23 protein-coding genes are annotated in these 25,584 nt (G+C 71.5%); 7 read left to right on the top strand and 16 right to left on the bottom strand.

What is annotated here, in order from left to right:
- Positions 1–10 precede the first annotated feature (10 nt).
- Both AB0N81_RS21540 and AB0N81_RS21535 read right to left on the bottom strand, forming a co-directional pair.
- A complete protein-coding gene (locus tag AB0N81_RS21540) occupies positions 11–1,489 on the bottom strand; it encodes an esterase (protein ID WP_365360564.1) in 1,479 nt (492 codons plus the stop codon).
- Positions 1,490–1,646: 157 nt separating this feature from the next.
- Positions 1,647–2,558, bottom strand: coding sequence for a glycoside hydrolase family 16 protein (locus tag AB0N81_RS21535; RefSeq protein WP_365360562.1), 912 nt, complete (start codon positions 2,556–2,558; stop codon positions 1,647–1,649).
- Positions 2,559–2,755: 197 nt separating this feature from the next.
- Here AB0N81_RS21535 and AB0N81_RS21530 point away from each other — a divergent pair, with 197 nt between their 5' ends.
- A complete protein-coding gene (locus tag AB0N81_RS21530; protein ID WP_365360560.1) occupies positions 2,756–4,873 on the top strand; it encodes a choice-of-anchor A family protein in 2,118 nt (705 codons plus the stop codon).
- 42 nt (positions 4,874–4,915) lie between these two features.
- On the opposite strand, the gene AB0N81_RS21525 is transcribed toward AB0N81_RS21530, so the two are convergent.
- Positions 4,916–5,584, bottom strand: a complete 669-nt coding sequence (locus AB0N81_RS21525; protein ID WP_365360558.1) for a L,D-transpeptidase — start codon at positions 5,582–5,584, stop codon at positions 4,916–4,918.
- A 129-nt stretch (positions 5,585–5,713) separates the two neighbouring features.
- Between AB0N81_RS21525 and AB0N81_RS21520 the strand changes: the two genes are divergently transcribed.
- Positions 5,714–6,097, top strand: a complete 384-nt coding sequence (locus AB0N81_RS21520; RefSeq protein ID WP_365360556.1) for a DUF779 domain-containing protein — start codon at positions 5,714–5,716, stop codon at positions 6,095–6,097.
- Between the two features lie 146 nt (positions 6,098–6,243).
- Positions 6,244–7,452 carry a phosphodiester glycosidase family protein gene (locus AB0N81_RS21515; protein ID WP_365360634.1) on the top strand — a complete coding sequence of 403 codons (1,209 nt, stop codon included), beginning with the start codon at positions 6,244–6,246 and terminating at the stop codon, positions 7,450–7,452.
- Positions 7,453–7,456: 4 nt separating this feature from the next.
- Here the strand turns inward: AB0N81_RS21515 and AB0N81_RS21510 are convergent, their stop codons facing one another.
- The 4 genes from AB0N81_RS21510 to AB0N81_RS21495 all read right to left on the bottom strand — a co-directional run bounded on the left by AB0N81_RS21510 (position 7,457) and on the right by AB0N81_RS21495 (position 10,900).
- Entirely contained in the window at positions 7,457–9,025 is a 1,569-nt protein-coding gene (locus AB0N81_RS21510; protein ID WP_365360554.1) for a hypothetical protein, read from the bottom strand.
- 92 nt (positions 9,026–9,117) lie between these two features.
- Entirely contained in the window at positions 9,118–9,312 is a 195-nt protein-coding gene (locus tag AB0N81_RS21505) for a hypothetical protein (protein WP_365360552.1), read from the bottom strand.
- A 129-nt stretch (positions 9,313–9,441) separates the two neighbouring features.
- Entirely contained in the window at positions 9,442–10,302 is an 861-nt protein-coding gene (locus AB0N81_RS21500) for a phosphatidylinositol-specific phospholipase C/glycerophosphodiester phosphodiesterase family protein (RefSeq protein WP_365360550.1), read from the bottom strand.
- 217 nt (positions 10,303–10,519) lie between these two features.
- Complete coding sequence (locus AB0N81_RS21495; RefSeq protein WP_365360548.1) at positions 10,520–10,900, bottom strand: helix-turn-helix domain-containing protein; 381 nt, start codon at positions 10,898–10,900, stop codon at positions 10,520–10,522.
- Between the two features lie 109 nt (positions 10,901–11,009).
- Between AB0N81_RS21495 and AB0N81_RS21490 the strand changes: the two genes are divergently transcribed.
- Positions 11,010–11,411, top strand: a complete 402-nt coding sequence (locus AB0N81_RS21490; RefSeq protein ID WP_365360546.1) for a RidA family protein — start codon at positions 11,010–11,012, stop codon at positions 11,409–11,411.
- A gap of 19 nt (positions 11,412–11,430) precedes the next feature.
- On the opposite strand, the gene AB0N81_RS21485 is transcribed toward AB0N81_RS21490, so the two are convergent.
- The 9 genes from AB0N81_RS21485 to AB0N81_RS21445 all read right to left on the bottom strand — a co-directional run bounded on the left by AB0N81_RS21485 (position 11,431) and on the right by AB0N81_RS21445 (position 20,658).
- Positions 11,431–12,105 carry an ATP-binding cassette domain-containing protein gene (locus AB0N81_RS21485; RefSeq protein ID WP_365360544.1) on the bottom strand — a complete coding sequence of 225 codons (675 nt, stop codon included), beginning with the start codon at positions 12,103–12,105 and terminating at the stop codon, positions 11,431–11,433.
- On the bottom strand, positions 12,098–13,027 hold the full coding sequence (locus tag AB0N81_RS21480; RefSeq protein WP_365360632.1) for an ABC transporter ATP-binding protein: 930 nt from the start codon (positions 13,025–13,027) through the stop codon (positions 12,098–12,100). Before AB0N81_RS21480 ends, AB0N81_RS21485 begins: the two co-directional genes overlap by 8 nt.
- A gap of 44 nt (positions 13,028–13,071) precedes the next feature.
- On the bottom strand, positions 13,072–13,938 hold the full coding sequence (locus AB0N81_RS21475) for an ABC transporter permease (protein WP_365360542.1): 867 nt from the start codon (positions 13,936–13,938) through the stop codon (positions 13,072–13,074).
- The gene (locus AB0N81_RS21470; protein WP_365360630.1) at positions 13,931–14,896 is read right to left on the bottom strand and encodes an ABC transporter permease; all 966 of its coding nucleotides are present in this window, start codon (positions 14,894–14,896) and stop codon (positions 13,931–13,933) included. The genes AB0N81_RS21475 and AB0N81_RS21470 overlap by 8 nt, the downstream gene beginning before the upstream one ends.
- 59 nt (positions 14,897–14,955) lie before the next feature.
- A complete protein-coding gene (locus AB0N81_RS21465; protein WP_365360540.1) occupies positions 14,956–16,551 on the bottom strand; it encodes an ABC transporter substrate-binding protein in 1,596 nt (531 codons plus the stop codon).
- A 131-nt stretch (positions 16,552–16,682) separates the two neighbouring features.
- Positions 16,683–17,774 (bottom strand): acyl-CoA dehydrogenase family protein, encoded by a 1,092-nt coding sequence (locus tag AB0N81_RS21460; RefSeq protein WP_365360539.1) that lies wholly within the window; start codon positions 17,772–17,774, stop codon positions 16,683–16,685.
- Positions 17,771–18,958, bottom strand: a complete 1,188-nt coding sequence (locus tag AB0N81_RS21455; RefSeq protein WP_365360538.1) for an acyl-CoA dehydrogenase family protein — start codon at positions 18,956–18,958, stop codon at positions 17,771–17,773. Before AB0N81_RS21455 ends, AB0N81_RS21460 begins: the two co-directional genes overlap by 4 nt.
- Positions 18,955–19,923 carry an NADPH:quinone oxidoreductase family protein gene (locus AB0N81_RS21450; protein WP_365360536.1) on the bottom strand — a complete coding sequence of 323 codons (969 nt, stop codon included), beginning with the start codon at positions 19,921–19,923 and terminating at the stop codon, positions 18,955–18,957. Before AB0N81_RS21450 ends, AB0N81_RS21455 begins: the two co-directional genes overlap by 4 nt.
- Before the next feature lie 123 nt (positions 19,924–20,046).
- Positions 20,047–20,658: an XRE family transcriptional regulator gene (locus tag AB0N81_RS21445; RefSeq protein WP_365360534.1), complete on the bottom strand. Its 612-nt coding sequence runs from the start codon at positions 20,656–20,658 to the stop codon at positions 20,047–20,049.
- Between the two features lie 203 nt (positions 20,659–20,861).
- Between AB0N81_RS21445 and AB0N81_RS21440 the strand changes: the two genes are divergently transcribed.
- From AB0N81_RS21440 to AB0N81_RS21430, 3 genes are all read left to right on the top strand, one after another.
- Positions 20,862–22,007 (top strand): histidine kinase, encoded by a 1,146-nt coding sequence (locus tag AB0N81_RS21440; RefSeq protein ID WP_365360532.1) that lies wholly within the window; start codon positions 20,862–20,864, stop codon positions 22,005–22,007.
- A gap of 168 nt (positions 22,008–22,175) precedes the next feature.
- On the top strand, positions 22,176–23,183 hold the full coding sequence (locus tag AB0N81_RS21435; protein ID WP_365360530.1) for an IopA: 1,008 nt from the start codon (positions 22,176–22,178) through the stop codon (positions 23,181–23,183).
- A 116-nt stretch (positions 23,184–23,299) separates the two neighbouring features.
- Positions 23,300–25,570 (top strand): iron-containing redox enzyme family protein, encoded by a 2,271-nt coding sequence (locus tag AB0N81_RS21430; RefSeq protein WP_365360528.1) that lies wholly within the window; start codon positions 23,300–23,302, stop codon positions 25,568–25,570.
- The last annotated feature ends 14 nt before the right edge of the window (positions 25,571–25,584 follow it).

The following is a 25,584-nucleotide window of genomic DNA, read 5'->3' as shown; positions in this document are numbered from 1 at the left end:
GGACCGGCGGTTACTCGTCGATCGCCGCGCCGAACGCCGCTCCCGTGGCCGGCGCGCCGAGCGAGCCCGCACCGTACGTCCAGGACCCGGTGCCCGTCACGCCGCCCGATCCGGCGGACAGGACCCACACGATGCCGTCGCCCGCGTTCTCGCCGGGCGCGGCCGCGAGGAGCCCGAAGCGGCCGTCACGGTTGGGGTCGGAGAGCCGCACCTGCGCACCCCACTTGTCGCCCTTCTCCGGCTCGCCGGGGATGTCCGCGGAGTCCTGGTCGAAGGACTTGGCGCCGCTCGCCGTCAGCCCGTTCCCCGAGCCGCGCAGCACCCAGACGGCGCCCGCGTCGGCGACCGTCCCGATGTCCTCGCCCGGCGCGCCGATCGCGACGTCCGCGTAACCGTCGCCGTTGGTGTCCGCGACGGACAGGTCGGCGCCCCAGCCGTCACCGCGCTCGGCGACACCGGGCACGCCCTCGGCGTCCTGCGTCCACCACTTGGCCTCCTCCTTGAGGCCGTCCGGGGTTCCGTAGCGCACGCCGACCAGGCCGCCGGTCATCGTCTCGCCGCCGTCGTCCGGGGAGGCCGGCTCGCCGGTCACGAGGTCGTCGTAACCGTCGTTGTTGATGTCGCCGGACGCGGCCGCGGGCCCGCCGCGCAGGTCGTTCTTGTACGTGAGGCCGTCGGCGCCGCCCGCGAACTGCACGGACCAGCCGTGACCGGGTTCGTCACCCTCGGTCGTACCGGAGGCGACGAGGTCGGCGTAGCCGTTCTTGTCGTAGTCACCGGTGGTCAGCGCCTTGGACACGATCTGGCTGGCGTCGGCCGACCTGCCGAGCCGCTCGGTGGCCTGACGGCGCAGCGGTGCCTCGCCCCGGGCCTGCGGCGCGGGGTCGTACACAAAGAGATCCACGTTGTCCCGGTCGAGCACGGCGAGGAGGTCGCCGGGCGTGTCCGCGGTGAAGTGTGCCGCGGCGAGACCGAGGCCGAACTGCTGGCCCGCGGCGGCCTCCCCGCTCTGCAGCCAACTGCTCGCGGCTCCGGTGAGCCCCGACTTCGAGCCCCAGAGGACGGCGACGCCACCGGCGTCCGCCCCCTCGTCGAGGTCCTCCCCGGGGATGCCGATGACCGCGTCGTCGTAGCCGTCGCCGTCCAGGTCGCCGGTGGCGACGGCCTTGCCGAAGTTGTCACCCGCCTCGGCGGCCCCCGACACACCACCCGTCGACTGGCTGAACCGGGCGACGTTCGTGGTGCCGATGCCTCTGGTCGAGCCGTACTGGACCGTGACGAGGCCGGCTCCCTTGGCCCCGCTCACCGTGGCGCCCGGGGCGCCGACCAGGACGTCCTCGTATCCGTCGCCGTTGAAGTCGCTGTTGCGGTCGTCGGCGCGGGTCCCCCCAGGGGTGCCGGCGAAAGCGGAGGGGGCGGCGGCGATACCGGCCCCGGTCAGCAGAAGGAACGATGCCGCGGCGAGGGCGGCTGAACGGTTCTTGCGCACGAGCGGCTCCTGTGAAGGAAGGTGGCCGGGCAGGCGCGGGGGGTGTCCGGAAAGGGCCCGTTCCTTGTCCGGCGCCCTGTTCGACACGGGATGCGGCACAAGGGTTGTACGAGGCGACGATTCCGTTAAATGCGGGTGAACTCCCGGGCCGCGGGCGTCACTTCCAGCCGTACGCGTACGCCGCCACCCAGGTGATCTCCAGCTGGGCGCTGCTGCCGGGCGCCGCGCCCGGCCCCTCCAGGGCGCTCTCGTTCTGCAGGACCCAGGAGAGCGGGCGGTCCGGCACGCCCCTCGTGTCGTGTCCCGTCTCGCGTCCGTCGACGAAGAACCGCACATGGCCGGGTGTCCACTCGGTGGACACGGTGTGCCATTCGGTCCAGTCGGCGGCGCCGGGGTAGGAGCCCTGTTCGCCTCCGCCGCAGGGGTGGTGGAAGGCGTTCAGGGAGCCGGTCCACTCGCCTTCGGGATGGTCCATCTCGCAGCCGCCGCCATAGTGCAGCCACGCCGACTTGTAGCCGGGAGCCTGCCTGGTCACCTTGATGCGGGCGCTGTACTTGCCGTACTTCATCTGCATGACGGCGCGTGGTACGACCGCGGAGGCGTGGACGGGTCCTCCGTCGGCGGGCCGCCACATGCGGATGCGCATCCGGCCGTCGCCGTCGTCCGCAGGCCCCACGCTCACGGTGTCCTCCGGGTGGTAGACGCCGACGACGTCACGGTCACGGTCGTTCGCCGTGTCGCGCCAACCCGTGGGGTAGGCCCACCAGTTGTCGCGGTAGTCGCCCTCGAGTCCGGCACAGTGGGCGGCGGAGGTGTCGGCGTGGTGGTCGCAGTCGCTGAACGCGCCCAGCGGCACACGGTCGCCGTTGAAGTCCTCGGCGAGGACCTGCCAGAACGGTCCGCAGTCACCGCGCGGCAGCGTGCTGCCCGCCGTGCGGCAGGCGTCGGCCGACACCGGTGCGCCGCCCGCGCTCGGGATGGACAGCAGGGCCCCGACCAGTGTCGCGCCGAGTGCGCCGAACACGACCGGCCGCCTGCGCCGCCGTCCCGCCGCCGCGTGTGAACCCATCGCGCTGCCTCCGCTCCACGGACGACGCCCCACAGGAGGGGTCATCCTCGTGGACCCCGGCCCACCCCGCCAGGGCCGCCGCGCTCGTCCTTTGCGGTGTTCTTCGTATGAAGCGCGGATTGGCTGAACGGCACCGGCCACCGATCGTGCAAGCCTCCTCCACGTCGCTTTGTCCCATGTGAGGAGCTGATCTGCACGTGACCCTCCCCTCCCTCTTCCGGTCCGGAACGAGGTACCTCTGCCTCCTCGCCGTCGTGGCGGGGAGCGGCCTGCCGGCCGTGCCCGCCGCCGCGCACTCCACCGCGCCCGCCGTGGCGAAGCCCCTGCCCGGCGGGCTCGGCCCGTGCGTGCCGGGCAACTGCCCCGATGGCGACTACCCGGCCATCAACAACGGGGGCATCAAGTACCGCGACAACGGCATCAACGTCTATGTGGGCGAGGACTTCCTCGTCCGTGAGAAGGCCTCGGAGGCCGAAGGGCGCGTCGTCGTCCTCGGCGACTTCGACCAGGACAAGGCGGCGGGCGCCAGCGCCGTCTACAACATCGGGGAGGCCGGCGTCGGCTCCCGGGTGGCCCCGCCCGCCGGTGCGGACTGGCTCACCACGGGCGATGACGTCACGGTCGCCGCCGGCGAACGGCTCCTCGCCGAGGGCGGTGTGGTGCGCCACGCGGGTGACGCCTCCGGCACGATCGCCGCCACCGTGCGCAAGGACCGCGACGCCGCCGATCCCTACATCCCGCTGCGGGACGAGCTCACCGCCGCCAGCCAGTGCTACGCCCACCCCGAAGGCGGCACCCGCACACCGACGGGGACCGCCACGCACGCGGGCGGCGAGACCCTGTTCCGGGGCGACAACACCTCTGACCTACAAGTCTTCAACGTGGACTTCGACCTGATGGGCGGCAGCGGCGGCCAGGAGGGCATCCGCTTCGAGGGCATCCCGGACGGCGCCACGGTGCTGGTCAACATCCTCGGGACGAAGCGCACCATCAACACGTACAGCGGCACCATCGACGACAGCAGTCAGCTCAACAAGATGCGCAGCCGCCTGCTGTGGAACTTCCCCGACGCCACCTCGGTGGAGATCAAGGGCACCGGACAGTTCCAGGGCAGCGTCCTGATCGGCGACCAGAGGTCGATGGCCACGGTCAGCGTGCCGGGCATGAACGGTCGCTTCTTCACCACCGGCTCGCTCACCCACACCAGCGCGGCGTCGGGCGGTGGCGGCCAGGAGATCCACAACTACCCGTTCCTCGGCGACCTGCCCGACTGCGCCGAGGCGCCCGCCTCGGGCCAGGTCGAGGTCGTCAAGACCGACGAGGACGGCGGGAAGCGACTCGCGGGCGCCGAGTTCGAGCTGTGGGAGGAGTCCAACGGCGACGAGGGCCTGCAGACCGGCGGTTCCGACCCGGACACGAAGGTCGGCGGCCCCTGCGTCACCGAGCGCCAGGGCGAGTGCGCGCGGACCGTGCCGCTCGGCACCTACTACTGGCGCGAGACCAAGGCCCCGAACGGCTACGAGCTGCCTTCGCCGAACGTCTTCGGGCCGCTGGAACTGACCGAGGCCAACGCCTCCAAGGGCGTGTCGGTCACCGCCACCAACAAGAAGGAGAAGCCCACCGTCGTGAAGGGCGACGTCACCGTCGTCAAGAAGGACAAGGACACCGGGAAGCCGCTGCCGGGCGCCGTCTTCCAGCTGTGGCGCGAGACCAACGGCGTCGAGGGGCTGCAACGGAGGGGCTCGGACCCCGACACGTCGACGGGCTCCCCCTGTACGACGACGGCGTCCGGCGTCTGCGAGAGGCGCGTCGCCCTCGGCACGTACTACTGGGTGGAGACGAAGGCTCCGGACGGCTACGAGCTTCCGGACCCAGCGGTCTTCGGCCCGCTCGCCCTCACCGGGGCCAACGCCTCGCGCGGCGTCTCCGTCGTGGCGCTGAACAGCGTGCGCGAGGAGCCGGGCGAGCTCGGCGCCCTCACGGTCGTCAAGAAGGACAAGAAGACGGGCAGGCCGCTGGGCGGTGCCGTCTTCCAGCTGTGGCAGGAGACCAACGGCAGGCCCGGCCTCCAGACGTCGAGCGCCGGCCGGGACACCCTCGCCGACGGGGGCTGTGCCACGGACGGCCGGGGCCGGTGCCAGTTCCAGGGGCTCGACCTCGGCTCGTACTACCTGAAGGAGACCGCCGTCCCCGACGGCTACGTCCTGCCGTCGAAGACGGTCAGCGGCCCCTACAAGGTGACCGCGGGCAACGCCGCCAAGGGCGTCACGGTGACGCTCACCAACCAGCGCGGGGGAGGCAAGAAGGGGAAGTGACCCCCTCTTCCCCGAAGTGATCCCCTCCGGGCACGGGTGGCGTCAGCCGCCCGTTCCCGGCTTCGTGCCCCAGAGGTAGAGCCGGTCGCCCTTCTGCAGCAGGTCGTACAGCCGCCTCGCGTCACCCAGCGCCAGGTTCACGCAGCCGCCCGAGCCGGAGGAGAACAGGTCCGAACGGGTACCGTGCAGGGCCTGCCCGCCGTTGAAGAACTGCGCGTACGGCATGGGGACGTGATAGATCGTCGAGTAGTGGTAGCGGTTCTTCTGGTAGATCCGCTGCCAGCCGCGGCGGGTCTCCAGGCCGTCCCGGCCGCTGCGGACCGGCACCGGGCCGAAGACGAGCCCGCGGCCGGACTGCGCCCACAGGACCTGCCGGTTCAGGTCCACGCACGTGATCCGGTACGGCCGCGCGGGACAGGCCCGCCGTTCCGCGGGGTTCCGCCGGATCTTGTCCGCGACGACGAGGCGGTACGTCCGCAGGTTCGCACTCCCGTCCGCCGGACGGATGCCCAGCCGCTGCTGGAGCCTTCTGATGGCGGCGCAGTCGGCGGCGGACTGGCGCCCGTCGACCGTCAGCCGAAGCTCACGCTCCAGCTCGCGCTGGTAGGGGGCGGTGCCGGCGCGACACGCCGGTCCGGCGGGGGCAGGGGCATCGGGCGACGCGGGAACGGCCAACGACAGGGCGGCGATCGAAGCGAGGAGCCAGCGCATCGCACCAGCTTCACCCGTGCGCCGCCGTACTCCCGGCAACACGACCCGACCATCCCACGATCGGTCCACACGGGTCCCGCGGCCCGTCGCGCAACCCTGTTGCAACGTGCCGGGGGACAGAGTCGTCCCATGGACCGCCATGAGACGAAGGACTCCGGGGGCAGTACCCCCCGGGTGGAGCTCACCCCCGCCGCCGCCCGGCTCGTGCGGCGGCTGCGGGAGACGCACGGGCCGCTGATGTTCCACCAGTCGGGCGGTTGCTGCGACGGCAGCGCGCCCATGTGCTTCCTGGCCGGCGAGTTCCGCACCGGTGATTCCGACATACGCCTCGCGTCGTTGACGGTCGAGGGGGTGGCCGAGCCCGTAGCGTTCTGGATGTCGAAGAGCCAGTACGAGGTGTGGAGGCACACCCGGCTGATCGTGGACGTGGTGCCGGGGAGAGGCAGCGGCTTCTCACTGGAGGCGCCGGAGGGCGTGCGTTTCCTCATCCGTTCCCGGCTGGTCGGAACGTAGCAACCGGCATCTGGTGAACTCCCCTGGCTGCTGCGACAGTTACTTCGCCTGCCCGACGTCACTAGAGACCAGGGGGATCTGTGGCACGCCAGAAGCAACGCGGTGGACGGTTCAGAACAGCGTGCACTCTCGTCACCACGCTCGGCATGCTGGCCGGTGCGGCTCTCGTGGGAGCGGCACCGGCCGGCAGCGCTTCCGGGGGTCCGGAGCGCGCGGGCGGCAGGATCGCGCCGGGGGTGGAGTACCGGTACTTCGACATAGCCGCATCGCACGGCACGGCCCGCGCGCATGTGCTCGACGTGGATCTGCGCGACCCGCGCACGAGCGTCGGTCTGCTGTATCCGGGCAAGGTCGCCGCGCGTGCGGCCGTCTCCGCGCTCGCGGACGGGTCCGGTGCAGTCGGCGGCATCAACGGTGACTTCTTCAACATCACCGAGACGCAGCACCCCGGCGTCGAGGCGACCGGCGCGCCCGTCGGGCCCGCGATCGCGAACGGCCGCGCACTCAAGGCCGCCGTGCCGAACGGGCAGCGGTTCGGGCCCGCGATGCCGCCGGGCGTGACCACCGAAGCGGTCCTCGGCGTCGGCTACGACCGCAGGGCCCGCCTGGACAACCTCACGCTGGACGGGCTGGTCCGCACCCGGCACTCCCGTCTCCCGCTGGGCGGCCTCAACCAGTACGCGCTGCCTGTGGGGTCCGTGGGCGCCTTCACCAGCGACTGGGGCACTGTCTCGCGGGTGCGTGCCACCTGCGGCACCGACACGAGCCGTGGCGCGCCGTGCAGCACGGACACGCACGAGGTGACGGTGCGCGGCGGGCGTGTCGTGGCCTCGGCGGACACGCCGGGCACCGGTCCGATCGCCCGCGGCAGCACGGTCCTGGTCGGCCGTGAGGCGGGCGCGCAGGAGTTGCGGAAGCTGTCGGCGGGCGACCGAGTGCACGTCAGGCACCGTCTGGTGGCGGCCGAGTCGCACATTCCGTTCCGCTTCGCGCTCGGCGGCTACCCCGTGCTGCGCAACGGCGTGCCGCTGCCCGGCCTCGATCGGACCACGTCGGCGGTGCGGACGGCGGCCGGGATCTCCGACGACGGTCACCGTCTGCTGCTGCTGTCGCTCGACGGCTCCCCCGAGTTCCGTGCGGGTCTGACGATCGCCGAGGTGGCCGAGACGCTGCGGGGCCTCGGCGCGCGGGACGGCTTCAGTCTGGACGGCGGCGGCTCCTCCACCCTGGTCTCCGCCACGTCCACCCTGGTCGCACGGGCCCCGGGCGCCGACGCCGTGACGGTCCGCAACAACCCCAGCGGCGGGATCGAGCGGCCGGTTCCCAACGGCATCGGCGTGTTCTCCGGGACGTGATCCGTCACTGCGTGTCGCGCACGGCGACGAGCCCGTTGAAGGCGCCCACGTAGGCGGTGCCGTCGGGTCCCAGCGTCACCGGGGCCCAGTTGTTGTCGTAGGCGATGCCCGTACCGGCGAGCCGCTTCCAGCGGGTGTCGCCGGTACGGAAGTCGACCGCGGTGAGGTACCAGGCGTCGATGCCCAGGCTATTCGGCTCCTTCGTGTAGAAGTACAGCAGGCCGTTGGCGGTGGAGAGTTTGGGCACGGTGGACGGGGCGCGCACCCCGCTCTCCCAGGCGGTGTCGCAGCCGCTGCCGTCCTCGCGCACGTCGATCCTGCTCACGCCGCCGACGACGCTGCGGCCGAAGGTGAGCGACGTGATGTTCTCGTAGCCGTAGTTGTTCTCGACGACGAGGCTGTCGCCCCAGGTGATCAGTGAGTTGTCGGTGGTGGACGCGCCGGAGCCGAAGACGGGGACCTTGCAGACGAGCCGCTCGTCGTCCGGTACGCCGGCGCCGCGCCGGTAGACGAGGACGTTCATGCGGTCGTCGGCGTTGTCGGTGATCGCCACATAGTCGTCGTGATCGCCGAAGAGGTCGGGGGTGGTGCCGGACCCCTGGTTCACGGAGCCGGGCTTGGTGCCGGTGCCGCGGTCGTACGTCTGGCGCCAGACGGTCTGCGGGGTGCCGTCCGCGGTGGCCCTGAAGCTGTAGAGGGCGTGGTCGGAGACGATGGAGACGCCGTCCTCGGCGACGGAGAACGAGTTCTGGATCTCCTCGCCGTCGAGCCGGACGGAGCGGATGGCGCCGGACCGCGGGTCGACGGTGCCGACGCGGCCCTGCCGGGTCACCCACCAGATGCGCCCGTCCCAGTCCGGCATCACCGACGTGACCGGGTCGCACTCGCCGCTCGGGTAGAGGTTCGTCCAGCTGACGCAGTCGTGCGGGACGTGTGCCGTCAGGTCCCACTCCTTGTCGACGACGAAGCGCCAGTGGCCGTCCGCGGTCCGCTCGTGCGCGAGCCGCACGATGTGCTGACGGGAGTCGGCGAGGACGAGCCTGTCCTCGTTGTCGAGGTACGCATAGGCGCCGCCCGACGTGTCCTTGAAGATCTTGGAGAAGTCGAGGCGTGTGATGGCCTCCACGGTCGAGGGCCGCTGCGGCAGCTTGTACTCGGCGAGGGTGTCCAGCGTCTTCGGGTCGAGCAGTTTGACCAGGAAGCCGGTGAACGTGCCGCAGACGGTGACGATGCGTCCTTCGCGGTCGAAGGTGACGGTCGCGCACTCGCCGCCCAGCGCCGCCATCTTCTCGCTGTCGACGGCGGGGCGTTTCCCGAGCGGCCCGTTCCAGGGGTACGTTCCGCTGCCCGCCGCGTCGGCGTGCATGCCGCTGCGGCCGTTGGCGGCGAGGTACGGGTGCTGGGGCGGCGGGGTGCCCGGCAGCGGGCGGGCGTCGGCGGGCGCGCCCTCGTACTGTTCGACGAGCCGGTGCCCGGGGGCGTTGGGTATCTCGTCGGCGTACGCGGGGACCGTGAGGGACACGGTCAGGGCCACGACAGTGGCGGGCACGAGGCGGCGCAGTCTGCTGGACATGCGCCGAAGCTAGAGGGCACCTCAGCAACTGTCCATGACAGTGCGTCAGTTGTTCATGAACTCGAAAGGATCGGCAGGCCGGGGCCGGTCGGTCACGGCCGAATCGAGCTGACGATGTCGGCGGTGGCCGTGAGTCCGTCGTGGATGGTCGGCGCCATGCTCGTGCTCGCCAGATAGAAACCGAGGAGCCCGCAGACGATGGCGTGCGAGACCTTCAGCGCCCCGTTGCGCAGAAAGACCACCGCGAGGACCACGAGCAGCAGCACGACAGAGATCGAAACAGCCATGGGAAGTACCTCCTCCGCCACGTGGAACCGCGGCTTCCGGCCGTCAGTCTGGCGCAGCGGAGGAAGCGTCCGGGCTTATGACCTGTGCTCCGAACGGGTGTTACTTGCGCGAGGGTTGATCCTCGAAGATCATCCGCGGTGCGCGTCGAGGAAGGCCTCGAGTCCCGCGAGGTCATCGGTGTTGAGGTGATCCACACCAGCGGCGAGCAGCTCACCCCAGACCGCGTCGCGCTGCGGCCCCGGCAGGTCGGGGGTGGCCCAGAAACGCACGCGCTGCCCGCGCGCGTGGGCGGCGGAGACGATGCCGCGCAGCTTGTCGCGCTCGGCCGGGGGTATGGGGCCTGTGCCCTGCCAGCTGAAGTTGAGGGACCAGTTGTCGCTGATCAGCGGGATGAGCGAGGCGGGCGCGGCGCTTCCCAGGTCGGCGAGGCGGCCGTCGTAGAAGGCGTACCGGACGCGCTGCGCCTCCATGGGGGCACGGGCCGCCCGGTCGCCGGAGACGACAGCCGTGACGGCGCCGCGGCGCACCTTGCCGTGGCTGTACGACGTGAAGAGGCGCCGGTAGGGCCGCAGCCGGCGGTGGAGTTCGGCGTACGTCGACGCGCCCTCGGTCTTGATGTCGATGAGCAGCTGGAAGGGCGTGCGGTGGTACCCGCGGTACACGGACCCGTGGTGGGCGCGCACCCGTGCGGCCAGGGGCTCCAGGTAGAGCGACTCGAGGGTGCGGGCGGGGTCGAGGTCCACCGGGTCGTGGGCGACGAGGAGCTGTCCTTCGACGAGGAAGATGTCGGCCTCGACGCTGCCGAAGCGGTGGTCGAGCGCGTCGAAGAGGGGCCTGGGGTGTTCGTAGTCGTTGTGGGCGTGGGCGCGGATCAGGGGCCGGGGGTGGCGGCCACCGCCGCTCGCGTACGCGTAGGCGGGCGTCGCGACGCCGCCCGCGAGGACGGCTCCGAAGGTGGTGAGGGCTCTGCGACGGGTGGTGAGGGCCATGTCTGCCTCCCGGAGGGGACGGGTCGTGGCACGCCGGGAGCGCGGCGCGCCGGTACGACGGTGAGCGGGACCTCAGTGAGTATGAGTCTCAGCCCACGCCAGGAAACCCCGGCCGTACGGGAGTTGGCGCTATCGACGCCTCGCGTTCACGGTGGGTCCGTGAAGACCTCGGGGCCGGCGCGGTGCGCGAGCGGGTGAGGTCGACGTCCCGGGCCTGTCAGGTGTCGAAGCGGCGGCGGGCGGCCTCGATGTGGCCGAGGTACTGGTGGGTCCAGCCGCACATCCCGTCGACCGTGGCGCGCAGGGCACGGCCGGGCTCGGTGAGCCGGTACTCGACGCGTGGCGGCACGGTGGGGTGCACGGTCCGCTCGACCAGGCCGTAGCGCTCCAGCATGCGCAGGTTCTGGGTGAGCATCTTGTGGCTGATGCCCTCGACGTCGTCGCGCAACTCGCTGAAGCGCCGGGTGTCTTCACCGAGGGCCTCGATGATCAGAAACGCCCACTTGTTGGCGACGTCCGAGAAGATCTCGCGCGCCAGGGAGTCCGCGCGCCGCAGGTCCGCGTCTTCGGGCGAGCCCGTGAACTGCTTGGTCACCATCAGGTTCCTCAGTTGCCGAAAAGTGCGTTCTTCCTGTTCGGGCGTCACTCTCCTACGGTTCCTGAGTAACCACAAGAGAGCGCACGCTCATGACGAGAAAGCAGGCACCATGACCGCCGACGACGTCTTCACCCACGACGTGCCCGCCGAGAGCGACTTCGGCTACGCGCAGGCCATCAGGTCCGGCGACCTGATCCACGTCTCCGGGCAGCTCTCGCTCGACGCGACCGGCGACTTCCTGCACGCGGACGACTTCGCCGCCCAGCTGAAGCAGACGTACGCCAACTCCGACAAGGTCCTGGCCCACTATGGAGCGACCCGCAACCAGATCGTCTCGCAGACCCTGTACCTGGTGAACCTGCGGCAGAACGCCGAGGCGACGATGGAGGGGAACCTGGCCTACTTCGGTGAGCACCGCCCGGTCAGCACGGTGCTCGGCATCACCGAACTGGCCTTCCCCGGTCAGGCCGTCGAGATCAGCTTCGTCATCGACACCAAGCTGCCCGCCTGACCCGGGCGGGCCCCGGCCCCTAGGCCGCGGAAGGCGCCCGGCCCGTCAACTCGCCCCAGTGGGTGGTGCGGTCGCACCACCGCTCCAGAAGGACGCGGTCGTGGCCGACGGCGAGAAGTCCGGCGCCGCTCTCGGCCCGGTACTCCTCCACGACGTGGACCAGTGCCGCCGTCGTCGAGGCGTCCAGCATCGCGGTCATCTCGTCGCAGATGAGCCACCTCGGGCGCAGCACCAACGCCCGTGCCAGGCAGGCGCGTTGCAGCTGTCCGTCGCTGACCTCGTGCGGGCGGCGGCCCAGGAGTTCCTCGCCGAGGCCGACGCGCGCCGCGAGTTCCGGTACCGCTGGGGCCGCCTCGGAGCCGCGGCCCACCGCCCGCAGCGGCTCCGCGATCAGATCGGTCAGGGTCAGCCGGGGGTCGGCGGACAGCCGCGGCTGCTGGAAGACGACGCCGAAGGCGGTGCGCTGCTCGCGGGGGGCGCGGTGGCGCCAGCCGCGGGCGGTCTCGCCGTCGATGACGACGTGGCCCGCATCGGGCCGGTGCAGCAGTGCGGCGACCCGGGCGAGGGTGGACTTGCCGCAGCCGCTGGGGCCGAGCAGGCCCACGGATTCGCCGGGGGCGATGGTGAGGTCGACGTCCCGGACGACGGGGGCGCGCCGGTCGTATCCGGCGGTGATGGCGCGCAGTTCAAGCACGGGGGGCCTCCAGCACGTCCGCGTGGGGGTGGTGGCAGGCCGCCCCGTCCGTGAGCGCGGGCAGTGCGCCGCACGCCTCGTCGGCCCGCTCGCAGCGGGCCGCGAACGCGCATCCCGCGGGGAGCGCGGACAGCTCGGGCGGCATGCCGGGAACAGGGGTGAAGGCACGCTCCGGGAGGGCGTTCAGGAGTCCGCGGGCGTAGGGGTGCCGGGGTCCTGGCGTGCCGAAGAAGTCGGCGGCGTCGGCGAGTTCGACGACGCGGCTCGCGTACATCACGGCGACCCGGTCGGCGATCCGTTCGGCGGCGGCCAGGTCGTGGGTGATCAGGAGCAGCGCGCGGTCGTCGCCGACGTGCCGGCGCAGTTCGTCGACGGTGCGGTCCACGAGGTCTCGGTCGAGGCCGGTCGTCGGCTCGTCGGCGAGCAGCAGCGGCGCGTCGCCGATGAGGGCGAGGGCGGTGGCGGCGCGCTGGGCGAGGCCGCCGGACAGCTCGTGGGGGTAGCGGTCGAGGTGTCCGGCGGGGAACGCGGCGCGCTCGGCGGCCGCCTCGGCGGCGGCCCGCAACTGCGGCTTGCGCACCCCGGCGAGCTCGCGCAGCGTCTCCTCCAGCTGGGAGCGCACGGTGCGGACCGGCGTCAGATGGGCGGCGGGGCTCTGCGGTACGAGGCCGACGCGCCGCCCCCGCACGGTGCGGGCGAGGGTGCGCTCGTCGGCGGTGAGGAGGTCGACGCGGCCCACGCCGTCGGCGTCGCCGATCAGTGCGCTCCCCGCGGTCTCCGCGTTCTCGGGGAGCAGGCCGAGCAGCGCGGAGGCGAGCACGGACTTGCCGCAGCCGCTCTCGCCGACCAGGGCGAGGCACTCCCCCGCCGCGAGGTCGAAGGTTGCGTCGGTGACGGCGGAGACGTGGTGGCCGCCGCGCATGCGGAACCGTACGGAAAGCCCCTCTACGGAGAGGACGGGGACCGTCACAGCATGAGCTCCGATCGGCGCCGGGGATTGATCCGTTCCCGCCAGGCGCCCGCGAGGCCCGCGATCGCCAGGGTGGGCACGATGATGAACAGGCCGGGGAAGAGCGTCGGCCACCAGTCCCCCGCGAGGAGCGAGCCTCGCGCGCTCTGCACGAGCGTGCCGAGGCTGGCCTGGTGGGTGGGGAGGCCGAGGCCGAGGAAGGACAGCGCCGACTCGTGCCAGATGGCGTGCGGCACCATCAGGACCGCGGCGAGGCCGGCCTGCGGCAGCACGCCGGGCAGCAGGTGGCGCACCGCGACGCGCAGCCGTGAGGCGCCGCCGGAGATCGCCGCGTCGACGTAGGGCCGCGAGCGCAGTGACAGGACTTCGGCGCGCACGATGCGGGCGGTGGACAGCCAGTGCGTGAGCGCCACGGAGACGACGACCGGCCAGACGCCGGGCCGGAACATCGCGACGATGAAGATGCCGAGCAGCAGGTGCGGCACGGACGAGAAGACGTCCACGAGCCGCATCACGATCCGGTCCACCCAGCCTCCGGACGCGGCCGCGAGGGCGCCCACCGCCGTGCCGATGACGGTGGCGACGACGGCCGCGACGACGCCGACCAGAAGCGAGACGCGCAGTCCGTAGACGCAGCGCAGCAGCAGGTCGCGGCCGACGTCGTCGGTCCCGAAGGGGTGCGCGAGGGACGGCGGCCGCAGCTTCGACGCGAGGTCGACGGCCTGCTCGTCGAGGTTCACGAGGGGCGGTACGACGAGGACGGCGAGGACGACCGCGGCGACGAGCACCGCGGAGATGCGCACCCGCCACGCTCGCGTGGAGCGGCGCACGCCGCCATGGGCGCGCCAGGCGATGTCAGCCATCGAATCCCACCCTCGGGTCGGCGAGGCCGTACAGGAGGTCGGCCACGAGGTTGCCCAGAAGTACCGCGGCGGTGGCGAGCGCGGTCAGGGCGGCGAGCAGCGGGAAGTCCACGGAGGTGGCGGCCTGCACGGTGGCCGCGGCGATGCCGGGCCAGCTGAAGACGGTCTCCACCAGGAGGGCGCCGGTGATCAGTTCGGGTACGCGGGAGCCGATGAGCGTGAGCACGGGCAGCATGCCGGAGCGCAGGGCGTGGCCGAGCAGGACGGTCCGTTCGGCGAGGCCACGCGCGCGTGCCCCGCGCACGGGGTCGTCGCCGAGGGCGTCGCCGACGCCTTGGCGTACGTACAGCACGAACCAGGGCAGCTGGGAGACGGCGAGGACGCCCGCCGGCAGCACGAGGTGGCTCGCGACCTGTCCGGCCGTGACGGTCGAGCTGGCCGTGTCGGTCAGGCCGCCCGAGGGCAGCACGCCGAGCTTCAGCGCGAAGAACCAGACGGCGAGGAGGCCGAGCCAGAACGGCGGCGCGGCTTCCAGGGTGTAGGCGAGGGAGGTCACGGCGCGGTCGAGCCAGCCGCCGGGGCGGCGGGCGGCGAGGACGCCGAGGGCGGTGCCGAGCAGGATCGCGACGAGGAAGGCGGTCGCGGCGAGGAGCACAGACCAGCCGACGCGTTCGCCGATGGCGTCCGCGACGGGCTGCCGGAGCGTGCTGGAGTCCCCGAGGTCACCGGTGAGGGCCGAGGTCAGCCAGTCCCACCAGCGGGCGGCCAGCGGCTTGTCGACGCCGAGGTTGGCGCGGAGCTGGTCGAGGTTCTCCTGCGAGGCGGTGAGCCCGGCCGTGCCCGCGTACGCCTTGACGGGGTCGAAGGGCGAGGCGGCGGCGATGGCGAAGACGCCGAAGGTCACGACGAGCAGCACGGGCACGGCGAACAGCGCGCGCCGTGCCGCGAGGCGCGCCATCGGCCCCCAGGGAAGGCGGCGGCGCGCCGTCTTCCCCGGGGCCTCGGATATCGCTGACGTCACTTCTTCGGCTGCCAGTCCTCGACGTTCCACCAGGGACCGGAGGCCAGGCCGTGGTCGTGCGGCTCGACCTGGGTGGTCAGGTCACCGAACTTCTTGTCGACGACGTAGAGGTGGTCGATGTGCGTGAGGAACGTGTAGCCCGGGTTCTTCACGAGCTCGCGCTGGATCGTGTCGTACGCGGCCTGGCGCTCGGCGTGGTCGCCGCTCTTGCGGGCGTCCTCCAGGGCCTTGTCGACCTTGGGGTTGTCGTAGTGCGCCATGTTGTTGAAGCCGTCGCCGGCGAGGGAGGACTTCAGGAGCGTGTACTGGTCGAAGTCCGGGTCGGCCGGGGAGCCGCCGCCCGCGAGGACCGCGTCCTTGGGCATGCGGGGCTCGATGACCTCCCACGTGCCGGACTGCACCTCGACCTTGATGCCGATCTTCTTGGCGTCGGAGGCGTAGGCGAGGGCGTGGTCCTGGCGGAGCTTGTCCCCGGAGAGGTACCAGAGCGGGAACTTCGCCTGGACGCCGTCCTTCTCGCGGATGCCGTCCTTGCCGGGCTTCCAGCCGGCGTCGTCGAGGATCTTCTTCGCCTTGGCCGCGTCGAACTTGCGCTCGGTGCCCTTGGTGAACCAGGGGCTGTCCGTCGGGACGGGCCCGTAGGCCTCCTTGCCCTCGCCGTACAGGATCGAGTCGACCATCGCCTTGCGGTTCACGCCGACGTCGAGGGCGCGGCGGACCGCGGTGTCGCCCGCGACCTTGTTGCCGGTGGGCAGGGTCACGACGCGGTAGTCGAAGGTCTTGGCGGCGTAGGTGTTCTTGTTGCTGTCGCTCTTGTACTTCTTGGCGAGGTTGGGCGGCAGGATCGCGCCGTCGAGCTCACCGGCGTCGAGCCGGGTGGCGCGGATGTCGTCGTCCTTGATGATCGCCATGGTGAAGTTCTTGACCTTCGGCGCCCCGCCCCAGTAGTCGGGGTTGGCCTTGAAGGTGAGCTTCTCGCCCTTGGACCACTTGACGAGCTCGTAGGGGCCCGTGCCGACCGGCTTGGTGGTGAAGGCGCCGGTGTTCACGTCCTGCTCGCCCGCGATGTGCTCGGGCGCGATGGGCAGGACGGTGCGCTCGGCGAACGGCGCGTAGGGGTACTTGAGGTGGAAGACGACGGTGTCCTCGCCCTTCGCCTCGACGCTCTTGACGGCGTCCAGCTCGGTCTTGGACGCGTTGTTCGTCTTCTTGTCGAGGATCGTCTCGTAGGTGAAGACGACGTCCTTGGCGGAGAAGGGCTTCCCGTCGCTGAACTTGACGCCCTTGCGGAGCTTGTACGTGTAGGTCTTGCCGTCGTCGGTGACCTTGGGCAGCTCGGCCGCGAGGGCGGGCTTGAGCTTCATGTCGGCGTCGTGGGTGAGCAGCCCGTCGAAGATCTTCGAGTTGCCGTCCTTGCCGTAGCCGAGGAGGGGGCTGAGGGTCTCGGGCTCGTAGGCGATGCCGACGACCGCCGAGTCCTTGGCACCGCCGGCACCGCCGCCGTCGCCCGGCGCCGAGCAGGCGGAGGCGGCGACCGCTATCGCGGCCGCCGTCGCCACCGCGCCTGCGCCCCGTATCGATCGGGCCCTCATGCTCCACACCCCTACTACTGAAGATCAGCTGTTGTTGCGAACAGCTCGCAATTATGCACTACGTAATAGCGGCGTAAAACGCGCAGCCCGCACCTGATAGGTGCGGGCTACATCAAATTGCGTCGGGCGGGTCAGGGCGCCTGGAGATCGACCAGAGCGGCGAGCGCCTCGCGGTGCCTTCCCGCCGTGCCGTAGGCGGTCGCGTCCGCCTTGGCGCGCTTCAGGTAGAGGTGGACGGGGTGCTCCCAGGTCATGCCGATACCGCCGTGCAGCTGGAGCGCCTCCTCGGCGACGCGCACCGCCACGGGCGCGGCGTAGGCCTGGGCGAGGGCGGCGGCCACGTCCGCGTCGGCGCTGCCCGTGGCGAGGGTGTCGGCCGCGTACCGGGCGGCGGCGCGGGTGTTGACGACCTCGGTCCACAGCTGGGCGAGCCGGTGCTTGAGCGCTTGGAAGGAGCCGACGGGCCGGTTGAACTGGTGCCGCTCCTTCGTGTGGCGGACGGTCTCGGTCAGGCACCATTCGGCGATGCCCAGCTGTTCCGAGGCGAGCAGCGCGGCCCCGGCCCGCAGACCTCGCCGTACGGCAGCCCCGGCGTCCGGCGTCAGCTCACGCGCGCGTGCCCCGTCGAGGGTCACCGTGGCGAGCGGCCTGGTGAGGTCGAGGGAGGTCCGCGGGGTGACGGTGACACCGTCCTGCGCCGTGTGGACGGCGTGGAGCCCACCGTCGGCGGGGACGAGCAGCACATCGACGCCGACCGCGTCCGCGATGCCGGTCAGCTCCCCGTGCAGGGCGCCCTTTTCATGACGTACGCCTTCGAAGGGGGCTCCCGGAGCGACGGCGAGGCTCACGGCGAGCGCGCCCACCGTGCGTCCGGCGGCGAGCGCCCCGAGCAGCTCGGCGGCCTCGCTCCCCGCACAACCGAGCAGCGTCTCCGTGGCGACGACGGCGCTGGTGAGGTAGGGCACGGGCGCCACCGCGCGGCCCAGCTCCTCCAGCACGACGGCGGCTTCGCGGTGCGTGGCGCCCTGGCCGCCCAGATCCTCGGGGACGAGGAGCCCGGCAAGCCCCATGCCGTCGGTGAGCGCCTTCCACAGCTCGCGGTCGAGCGGGGTGTCGCTCTCCACGCGCGCGATGACGGTCGCGGCATCGCACCGGTCGGCGAGCAGTCCGCGCACGGCGGAGCGCAGCGCCTCTTCCTCTTCGGAGTACAGCAGGTCGCTCATCGCGCGAGGTCCTTCCAGGCGACGTCCTTGTCGGTGCGCGGCTCGGCGGGCAGGCCGAGGACGCGCTCGGCGACGATGTTCAGCAGGACCTCGCTGGTCCCGCCCTCGATGCTGTTGCCCTTGGACCGCAGATAGCGGTAGCCAGCGTCGCGGCCCGTGAAGTCGACCAGCTCGGGCCTGCGCATCGTCCAGTCCTCGTACAACAGGCCGTCCTCGCCCAGGAGTTCCACCTCCAGGCCGCTGATCTCTTGGTTGAGGCGGGCGAAGCCGAGCTTCATGCCGGAGCCCTCGGGGCCCGGCTGGCCCGCGACGAGCTGCTGGCGCAGCCGTTCTCCGGTGATCCTGGCGACCTCCGCGTCGACCCAGAGCTTCAGCAGGCGCTGGTGGAGGTCGTGGGTGCGCAGCTCGGGGCGGTCGCGCCAGGCCTTGGCGACCGGCCCGATCATGCCGCCCTCACGCGGGATGCGCATGCCGCCGATGGAGACGCGCTCGTTCATGAGCGTGGTCTGGGCGACCTTCCAGCCGTCGCCGACCTCGCCGAGGCGGTGCGCGTCGGGGATGCGCACGTCGGTGAGGAACACCTCGTTGAACTCGGCCTCGCCGGTGATCTGGCGCAGCGGCCGCACCTCGACGCCCGGGTCCGTCATGTCGCACACGAAGTACGTGATGCCCCGGTGCTTGGGCACGTCCGGGTCGGTGCGGGCGATCAGGATGGCCCAGCGGGCGGTGTGGGCGCTGGAGGTCCACACCTTCTGGCCGTTGACCACCCAGTCACCGCTCTCCCCGTCGCGCACGGCGCGGGTGCCGAGCGCGGCGAGGTCGGACCCGGCGCCCGGCTCGCTGAAGAGCTGGCACCACACCTCCTCGCCGGTCCACAGCGGGCGCAGGAAGCGGCGCTTCTGCTCCTCGGTGCCGAAGCCGAGCACGGTCGGCGCGGCCATGCCGAGGCCGATGCCGATGCGGCGCGGGTCGTTGTCGGGCGCGCCCGCGGCCTCCAGTTCGGTGTCCACGACGGCTTGGAGGGAGCGTGGCGCGCCGAGCCCGCCGAGTCCCTCGGGGTAGTGCACCCAGGCGAGGCCGGCGTCGAAGCGGGCCTTGAGGAAGTCGGCTCGGTCCGTCGTGGCGGGCGGGTGCGCGGCGAGCAACTCCTGCGTACGGGTACGGAGTTCGGCGGCGTCGGTCATGCGGCACCCCCGTGCGGGAGGACGACCACGCGGCCGGTCGTCACGCCGTCGGCGACGCGCTGCACGGCGGCCGCGGCGTCGGACATCGGCACGCGCTCGCTCACCAGCGGCTTGATCGCACCCTTGACGGCGAGCTCGGACAGCTCCTCGTGGCAGCGCAGGATCAGGCCCGGGTCCTTGGTCTTGTACAGGCCCCAGTGCAGGCCCACGATCGAGTAGTTCTTCACGAGGGCGTGGTTGAGCGCGGGCGTCGGGATGGCGCCGCTGGCGAAGCCGATGACGACGATCCGCCCCTCGAAGGCCACGCACTTCGCGGACTTGGTGTAGGCGTCGCCGCCCACCGGGTCGTAGATCACGTCGGCGCCGCGGCCGCCGGTCGCCTCCTTGACGGCACCGATCACGTCGTCCGTGCGCCGGTCGAGGACGAGATCGCAGCCGAGCTCGCGCGCGACCCGCGCCTTGTCCTCGCCGCCGACGACACCGATGACCTTGGCGCCCGCCGCCTTGCCGAGCTGCACGGCGGCGCTGCCGACACCGCCCGCGGCCGCGTGCACCAGAAGGGTCTCGCCCGCCTGGAGGTGCGCGCGGCGGTGCAGGGCGAACCAGCCGGTCTGGTAGCCGATGTGGAGCGCGGCGGCCTCCGCGTCGTCGAGGGCGTCCGGGGCAGACAGCAGCGCGGCGCTCTCCGCGACGGCGTACTCCGCGAGACCGCCGTACGGCAGCACGGGGTTGGCGATCACACGCCGCCCGTCCTCGGTCTCGCCGCAGATCTCCATGCCAGGCGTGAACGGCATCGCGGGCCTGACCTGGTACTGGCCCCGGCAGAGCAGCGCGTCGGGGAAGTTGATGTTCGCGGCGCGGACCTTCAGCAGCACCTGCCCCTCGTCGAGCGCGGGGCGGTCCGTCTCGGCGAGGCGCATCACCTCGCCGGGCTCGCCGTTCTCGTGCACTTGCCATGCCTGCATGCGGGGCCTCCACGGGGCTGTCGTAGACCGTGCTCGTCCGCATACTAAGCGGTCGCTTGCCCGTAAGGGAACAGCCCTGAGGGCAGTCTCGGGGAGGGCCCCGGGAGGCGGTCCGGGGAGCCCTCAGCCCGCGTCACCCTTACGAGTGGGCCTGGCCCGGACGTGCATGCGCTCCCCCTGCGGCCCGAAGAGGCTGATGAACTCCGCGCCCCCCTCGCTCGTGGCCCCGAACCAGTGCGGGACCCGCGTGTCGAACTCCGCGGCCTCGCCCGGACCGAGCACCACGTCGTGGTCGCCGAGGATCAGGCGCAGCTTCCCCGACAGGACGTACAGCCACTCGTACCCCTCGTGGGTCTGCGGGTCCGGGGCGGCCGCGGTGCGGGCGGGCTCGACGACCTTGTACGCCTGGAGGCCGCCGGGCTGGCGGGTCAGCGGGAGCATGGTGCGGCCGTGCCGGACGATCGGCTTGGCCCGCACGCGCGGGTCGCCCACGGGCGGGGCGCCGACCAGCTCGTCCAGGGGCACCTGATGGGCGCGGGCGATCGGCAGGAGCAATTCGAGGCTGGGCCTGCGGTGACCCGACTCCAGGCGCGACAGGGTGCTGACCGAGATGCCGGTGGCCGCGGACAGGCCCGCGAGGGTGGCGCCGCGCTCCTTGCGGATGCGGCGCAGCCGGGGGCCGACCTCGGTGAGGACCTGATCCATCGCTTCCGGCTCTGTGGTCTCTTCTCTCATACGCCCATCATGCGGCCCGGCCGAATTCCGCGGTCGGGGCACCTCTCCGTCCGGCCTCGAGCCGAACTCCGCCGACTCTCGAACACATTGACTATTGCCATCGTTTACCGCGGAACGACTCGGGTATGCCTGTCCGACGTGCCCGCACCCCGACACCCGCATGGAAAATGCGAGGCCCCCCACATGCCCGGAACGCAACGGTGATGCCCCCGAAGTACGCGGTGAGCCTCATGGCGGTCATTCTCGCCGGATTCGCCCTCATCGGCGTAGCGAACCTGATCAAGTTCTCCCACACGCCCCAGAGCCTGTACGTCTCCTGCGCCGTCGTCAGCTGCTGCTATCTCCTCCAACTGGCGCACTGTTCGCCGCAGTTGCGCAGTCGCATTCGCCACCCCAGCTGGTCGCTGACCGCGCAGGCCGCGCTCTCCTTCTCACCGGTTCTCTTCGTCGGACACCAGTCGGGCGCTCTGTGCGGATTTCTCGCCGGAGCCGTGACGGAGTTCCTGAACCCCAGGGCGTCCGCGGCCCTGTTCGGGCTGATCTCCCTGGCCGTCCTCACCATCTCGCTCACCAGCGGGGACAACCTCCTCACCGTCGCGTTCATGGGGCTCTCGACCATCTCCATCGGTCTGATCTCGACCGCCCTGAGCAGACTGGCCGGCCTGGTGACCGACCTTCATCGGCGGCGCGAGGAATCCGCCTGGGTGGCCGTCGCCCAGGAGCGCGTCCGCTTCACCCAGGACCTGCACGACCTGTTCAGCTACAGCCTGTCCGCGATCACCCTGAAGACCGAACTGGCCAAGAGGCTGATCGGGAAGGACGACGCGCAGGCGCTCAAGGAGCTGTCCGAGTCGCTGGAGATCACCCGTTCCGCCCTGGCCGACGTACGGGCGGTCGTGCACGGAAAGCGGTCCCTGCATCTGCTCCAGGAACTCGAACTGGGCAGCCGGGTCCTTCGTTCCGCGGGCATAGAGGTGTCCGCGGAGGGCGATTTCAAGCACGTCAGCCCCCGGATCGGCAGCGTCCTCGCGGTGGTTCTGCGCGAAGCGGTCACCAACATGCTGCGGCACAGCCAGGCCACCCAGTGCCGGATCGTGCTCAAACACTGCCTCACCGGGGACGGGCGCCACCTGGAACTCGCGGTGATCAACGACGGTTCGGCCGGCCCGGCCGCGCAGGCGAGCACCTCCTTCGCGTCCGACACCCGCCACGGCGGCAGCGGACTGGACCACATGGCCACACGCGTGGAGCAGATCGGCGGCGAGCTGCGCGCCGAAGCCGTCCGCGGCTGGTTCCACCTGACGGTCTGCTGTCCGACGACGCACCCCTCCTCCGTCGCCCGCGTCTGAATCCCTCTCCCTCTCCGAGGCGTTCGAGTACCGCTCGAGCACTCGTGAGCAGAGTCCGGCACCGAGGCCGCCGGGCCCGGGCCGCACCAGGCCCGGCGGCCCCTTCAAGGGGTCACCGTCGGCTCGGAGGGGCAATCAGTGGAACAGCAGAGAAAACTGACTCCGCACATGAGGTACTACGAGGAATTCGCCACGGGTGACATCTGCTGGACGCCGTACGTCATGTTCTTCAACCGGCCGGGCCACACGTCCCCGACCATCAACACGGATTCCGGCGGATTCCGTCTCTCGGTCAGGGGTGAATCCTCCTTCTCCCTCAAAGAGAACCGTCCAGACGCGCCGGTGAACGTGGTGCTCGGCGCCTCTCCCGCCTTCGGGCTGGGAGCGAGCGACGACGCCCATACGATTCCGTCCCTGCTCTCCCAGGGGGACTTCGCCGGGCCGTGGCTCAACCTCGCCGCGCCCGCGTTCAACTCCACTCAGGAAACGCTGCTCTTCCTCATGCACCGGGACGAACTGCCCGCCGTGCGGAACATCATCGTCTACTCGGGCCTGAACGACCTCGTGGTCGGCGGGCTCCCGGACGCCGACAGCGGGTACGGCCAGTTCTTCTTCTCCGGTGAGTTCTTCCGCCAGCTGGGCGTGCCCGCTCCCCACAGCGGCGGCCGGCAGCCCGGCTGGGCCCAGGGCCGGGTGGCGCAGGCGGCGCGGCGCCTCAGCGGCGAGGCACGGCAGGAGAAGCACGCGCTGGCCGATCCCGAACAGCGCATCGACATCGCGGCCCGCGCCACCGAACGCAACCTGAACCGGCTCGTCGAGCTCGCCGCCCCCACCGGGGCCCGCGTGCACTTCGCGCTCCAGGCGACCGCGGCCTGGAGCGGCAAGCGGCTCACCGAGGAGGAACGCCTCCTCATCGAGGAGAACTACAGCAAGCGCTCCCAGATGTGGGACCTGTTCCGGCAGATCCTCGATCCCGACGTGCACGCCTCCTACGCGCAGCGGCTCGAAGCCGCCTGCAAGCGGAGCGGTGTGCCCTTCCTCGACGTGAACCAGGCGCTCGACTCCTCGCCGCACCGGGACTCCTGGCTCTTCGTGGACCAGACCCACTGCACGGACGAGGGCAACCGCGTCGTCACCGACATCTTGAGGAACGAATTCGCCATCCTCCCCCAGTGAGGTGATCAGCATGTTCCGGAAACTCGTCGCGCTGCTCAAACTGCGCAAGAACAAGCGCAAGCGCCGCAAGGACAACACTATCTACCCGATGTTCTGAGAGGAGGTTTCACTCCGTCATGTCCTCGCGCTATCGAACGCTGTACTTGCGTGCGCTCTCCCCCGGCCCTCCGCTGCCGCTCACGCCGGAGGACCGCCGAGACCTCCCCTCGACCGAGGCGTCCGAAGACCCCGGCGACGCCGCGCGGTCGCTCCGGTCGCTGGCCGAAGAGGCCGTCCGGTGGAGCGCGGAGGAGAGCGAGCGCTTCACCGACGTGTTCCCGGCCGCCACCGGCCAGGAGGCGGACGCACGGCAGGAGACGGTCCGCCGGGTCATACGCAACTGCGCGCCCTTCGCCCTGAGCGCCGGAGCCTGGTTGCAGTGGCTCTCGAGCCCCGGCAACTCCGAGACGGAACCGGTCCTTCGCACCCTGAGCCTGTACGCCACCGACGTGGGCGTCGGCATGCCGCTGGCCGACCGCGGCACCGACTTCCGCGAACTCCTCAGGGGGCACGGCATCGCGGAGGAACAGCCCGGTCTGCAGCTCGCGGGCAGCGAGTACGTCGACGGCTTCAGCTTCCGGCTGCCCGCCCTGCTGTTACTGATGAGCCGTCACCCCGACGCCTACCAGGCCCAGTTGCTCGGTGCGGACCTCTGTCTGCGCCACATCGGCGTCCTGCCGCCCCTGGCGGCCGCGCTCCGGGCCGCGCGGGTCAGGGACGACGAGTACGCGGCTCTGGACCTGGGCGGTCCGCGGCCCGGTGCCGGGGCCAGCGGGCGCGAGCTGTCCTGGGCCGCCGTACACGCGCTCCTCGACGCCGCGCGTCCGCGTTCCGCCGAGCGCGCCTCAGGAGAGGGCGACGACGCCGGGCGGGCGGTCAGCGGCTTCCGCTGGGCACTGCGCGAAGTGCGTGACTGGAGCGAGCGCCTGCACCAGGAAACGGCGCTCTCCCTCCACCCCGACTACGGAGTCTGGCGGCTGATCCACACGCGGGCCCGCCAGGCGGCGGCGTACCACTCCCGTTTCCTGCTCGACGGGCGCCCGCTCTCCGAGTGGTTCGCCGACGTCGACGCCGGTCCGACACCGTTCTTGACCGCGCTGGCCCGCAGTCGGCTCGTACGCCCCGGAAAGCCCGAGGCCAGCCCGCTGCTGCGGTCGCTCATCGGCCCCAAGGGGCCCATGTTCCGCATCTTCACCGAGGAGGAGATCTCCTTGCTTAGCCGCTGGATCCGCCGGCTGCCGGATCCGGGGTCCGTGCTCACCGCCCCGGCCGACGGGCAGGAGGAGCCCCGCCGCGATCTGCACCGGGCCCAGGCGCAGTGGCCCGTACAGGGGTCGAAGTCGGCCCTGTCGGCCCTGCCGGCGGAGGCCCACCCGGCCGCGGACAGCGCGCCGGCACCGTTCACGGCACGCAGGCCCCCGCTGACGCACAGAGCGGCGCGGTCCGCCTACACGCCCTTGCTGAGCCGTGCCGACTCGCCCGCCCTGCGCGATTTCGCGCATGCCTACGCCACGCGCTGGCTGGCGCGGTGCCGCTACGCCCTCAACCGCCCTTCGCGCAGCGGACTGCCGGTCGTCTGGGATCGGGAGAACGGACTCCGCGCCTGGCTCGCCCGCGCTCACGATCAGCACGCGGAAGGGTTCGAGGAGAACCACGTCACGCTGCCCAGCCGCGCGGAACTGGTGGACTCCACGCTGCAACTGGCGCCCCTCATCATGATCGACGGCGGCTGGCTGCAGGCCTTCACCGACTACCGGCTCGCCTCCTCCCGAGTCGGCCACTTCCTCTTCCGCACCTACTGGGACGAGCTCGGCAACGGCGAACCGGAGCTCAACCACCCGCGTATCTACCGGGAACTGCTGCGGCAGATGGGCATCGACCTGCCGCCCACCGCGTCCCGCGCGTTCACCGACTGGCCCGAGCTGCGCGACGAGTCCTTCGCCATGCCGGTGTTCTGGCTCAGCGTCTCCCGCTTCCCCGACGAGTTCACCCCGGAGATCCTCGGCCTCAACCTGGCGATGGAGCTGTCCGGGGTGGGGGGCAGCTACCGCAATGCCCGCGTGGCCCTGCGGCACCACGGCTTCAGCACCCAGTTCGTCGACCTCCACAACACGATCGACAACGTGGCCACCGGGCACTCCGCCTGGGCGGCCGACGCCATCGACAACTACCTCTCCGACCTGCCCGGAACGCCGGGTCCCGGTGGAGAAGCCGAGGCCTGGGAGCGCGTCCGGGTCGGTTACCGCTCCCTCAATCCGCCCACGGGCCGGCTCGCCGAGCTGCGCGCGGTCCTGAGCAGTCGCCGTCGTACGCCGGCCGCCGCCCAGCCGGCGCGTCCCTCCCTCTGACACCCGACAGCTGA

Source organism: Streptomyces sp. NPDC093510, assembly GCF_040683555.1.
In the GTDB taxonomy this organism is placed as follows: Bacteria; Actinomycetota; Actinomycetes; order Streptomycetales; family Streptomycetaceae; genus Streptomyces.
This window is presented reverse-complemented; position numbering and strand designations above follow the sequence as displayed.

Excerpts from the sequence above, each read along its gene's own strand:
- AB0N81_RS21535 (WP_365360562.1), bottom strand. The coding sequence starts at position 2,558 with ATGGGTTCACACGCGGCGGCGGGACGGCGGCGCAGGCGGCCGGTCGTG.
- AB0N81_RS21525 (WP_365360558.1), bottom strand. The coding sequence starts at position 5,584 with ATGCGCTGGCTCCTCGCTTCGATCGCCGCCCTGTCGTTGGCCGTTCCC.
- AB0N81_RS21520 (WP_365360556.1), top strand. The coding sequence starts at position 5,714 with ATGGACCGCCATGAGACGAAGGACTCCGGGGGCAGTACCCCCCGGGTG.
- AB0N81_RS21515 (WP_365360634.1), top strand. The coding sequence starts at position 6,244 with ATGCTGGCCGGTGCGGCTCTCGTGGGAGCGGCACCGGCCGGCAGCGCT.
- AB0N81_RS21510 (WP_365360554.1), bottom strand. The coding sequence starts at position 9,025 with ATGTCCAGCAGACTGCGCCGCCTCGTGCCCGCCACTGTCGTGGCCCTG.
- AB0N81_RS21505 (WP_365360552.1), bottom strand. The coding sequence starts at position 9,312 with ATGGCTGTTTCGATCTCTGTCGTGCTGCTGCTCGTGGTCCTCGCGGTG.
- AB0N81_RS21500 (WP_365360550.1), bottom strand. The coding sequence starts at position 10,302 with ATGGCCCTCACCACCCGTCGCAGAGCCCTCACCACCTTCGGAGCCGTC.
- AB0N81_RS21495 (WP_365360548.1), bottom strand. The coding sequence starts at position 10,900 with ATGGTGACCAAGCAGTTCACGGGCTCGCCCGAAGACGCGGACCTGCGG.
- AB0N81_RS21490 (WP_365360546.1), top strand. The coding sequence starts at position 11,010 with ATGACCGCCGACGACGTCTTCACCCACGACGTGCCCGCCGAGAGCGAC.
- AB0N81_RS21480 (WP_365360632.1), bottom strand. The coding sequence starts at position 13,027 with ATGCGCGGCGGCCACCACGTCTCCGCCGTCACCGACGCAACCTTCGAC.
- AB0N81_RS21475 (WP_365360542.1), bottom strand. The coding sequence starts at position 13,938 with ATGGCTGACATCGCCTGGCGCGCCCATGGCGGCGTGCGCCGCTCCACG.
- AB0N81_RS21470 (WP_365360630.1), bottom strand. The coding sequence starts at position 14,896 with ATGGCGCGCCTCGCGGCACGGCGCGCGCTGTTCGCCGTGCCCGTGCTG.
- AB0N81_RS21465 (WP_365360540.1), bottom strand. The coding sequence starts at position 16,551 with ATGAGGGCCCGATCGATACGGGGCGCAGGCGCGGTGGCGACGGCGGCC.
- AB0N81_RS21460 (WP_365360539.1), bottom strand. The coding sequence starts at position 17,774 with ATGAGCGACCTGCTGTACTCCGAAGAGGAAGAGGCGCTGCGCTCCGCC.
- AB0N81_RS21455 (WP_365360538.1), bottom strand. The coding sequence starts at position 18,958 with ATGACCGACGCCGCCGAACTCCGTACCCGTACGCAGGAGTTGCTCGCC.
- AB0N81_RS21450 (WP_365360536.1), bottom strand. The coding sequence starts at position 19,923 with ATGCAGGCATGGCAAGTGCACGAGAACGGCGAGCCCGGCGAGGTGATG.
- AB0N81_RS21445 (WP_365360534.1), bottom strand. The coding sequence starts at position 20,658 with ATGAGAGAAGAGACCACAGAGCCGGAAGCGATGGATCAGGTCCTCACC.
- AB0N81_RS21440 (WP_365360532.1), top strand. The coding sequence starts at position 20,862 with ATGCCCCCGAAGTACGCGGTGAGCCTCATGGCGGTCATTCTCGCCGGA.
- AB0N81_RS21435 (WP_365360530.1), top strand. The coding sequence starts at position 22,176 with ATGAGGTACTACGAGGAATTCGCCACGGGTGACATCTGCTGGACGCCG.
- AB0N81_RS21430 (WP_365360528.1), top strand. The coding sequence starts at position 23,300 with ATGTCCTCGCGCTATCGAACGCTGTACTTGCGTGCGCTCTCCCCCGGC.